Below are 1396 nucleotides of genomic sequence, written 5' to 3'. Positions count from 1 at the left end.
ATTTGGATGCTTTAATCACTCGGATTCAAAATGTCTCAATGGAACTCTACGGAAATATTCAAAAAATTGCTCATATGAAAAAACTTGAAAGTTTCAATTACTATCGAGAAATTCTCTATGCTTTTTCAAACACTGTTAAAACCAATATAAGTTTCAATGATGCTAAAACGATCGTTATGAGCTACAATAAGGCTCTAAAGAATACCAGCAAGCTCAATCTACATACAACAGATGAAAATGGAGCTAAGGTCGTTTCTCAAACAGAATTAGACTCAGTCAAAACCCTTTTTGATAAATCTCTAAAATAAAAGAACCAAGAGGTTCTTTTATTTTTATTTCATCACAATATAATCCGGTACGGCTCGATCATCTTGACTAGGAACAATCGTTTTACCATTGACAGATAGTTGACTTGAACCACCACTATCAAGTAATAACATATTTTGGAGCTTCAAATTTGACACTGATTTCATTATATTATCATAACCTGCATTTGTATCACTCAAAATAGCATAGAGATTATTATCTTTATCATTCGCAATAAAAATATGGATCTTCCAATCTACTGAGCCATCACTTGGTTGAATTTTACCATCACGGATAATTGCAGTACCAAAATCATAGGCTTGTTGCCCTCCGTTTTTAATAATAGTTGAAGCAGGTGTATTTGAATCATAAATTTTGCACGAACCATCTTTGTTAATAACAAAAGCATATTGAGTCGTTGTACCTGGGCTCCAGTCTTGAATCAACTTTCCATTATTAATTTGAAATCCAGCTACTTGTCCTGTCTGCATATCAAAAGCGGAAGCATTCATAATCAAAGTATTAGGATACTTAGCTATAACTTCTGACATTTTCATCCGTTGATCCGTACGATCGGTAACTGTTTTTAAGACTTCCGGATTGTTAATTCGATAAATAGTGATATTATTCGTAGATAAATCAGTAAATTTATCTAAATTTACCTTTGAGGGAACTTTAACCCATTCTGGTACTCCAGCGTCATCTACAAGTGCTATACTACCCACAGCAGCTTCTTCACCTTTTTGCTCCACGTAACCGTTAGAAACCGAAGTTTTGGTCGGTTGATCCGAACTATTTGTTTTCGTATGTTCAGTAGGAATAAGTGAATCTCTTAAGGCATAAGCCCCTGCTCCTATAAGGGTAATAAAAATTAAGATAGGTATAATTATCACCCTGATACTCCTTTTACTCTTTTTACTCTTTTTTTTTCGTTCCAATTTTTCCTCCATAATTGTTGTTTAGTCACGACCAAATAAATCTCTCGTATAAGGTTTACTTTTAGTATTCTTTATTTTTTTAAATATAAAAATTTTAATTAAAATTTTTATAATACCTTGCTCCAAATTTTTAGCAAATTTTTTTATTAAAC

At 32.4% G+C, this 1396-nt stretch carries 2 protein-coding genes; one reads left to right on the top strand and one right to left on the bottom strand.

What is annotated here, in order from left to right:
• On the top strand, positions 1–308 hold a 308-nt coding region (locus AB0N16_RS41790; protein ID WP_365806035.1), incomplete at its 5' end, for a hypothetical protein.
• A 24-nt stretch (positions 309–332) separates the two neighbouring features.
• Here the strand turns inward: AB0N16_RS41790 and AB0N16_RS41785 are convergent.
• Complete coding sequence (locus AB0N16_RS41785; protein WP_365806034.1) at positions 333–1199, bottom strand: phosphodiester glycosidase family protein; 867 nt, start codon at positions 1197–1199, stop codon at positions 333–335.
• Positions 1200–1396: the final 197 nt, after the last annotated feature.

The sequence above is a fragment of the Streptomyces sp. NPDC051105 genome (assembly GCF_040682795.1).
Taxonomy (GTDB): Bacteria; Actinomycetota; Actinomycetes; order Streptomycetales; family Streptomycetaceae; genus Streptomyces.
Note: the sequence above shows the minus strand (reverse complement) of the source record. Positions and strands in the feature narration are given on the sequence as shown.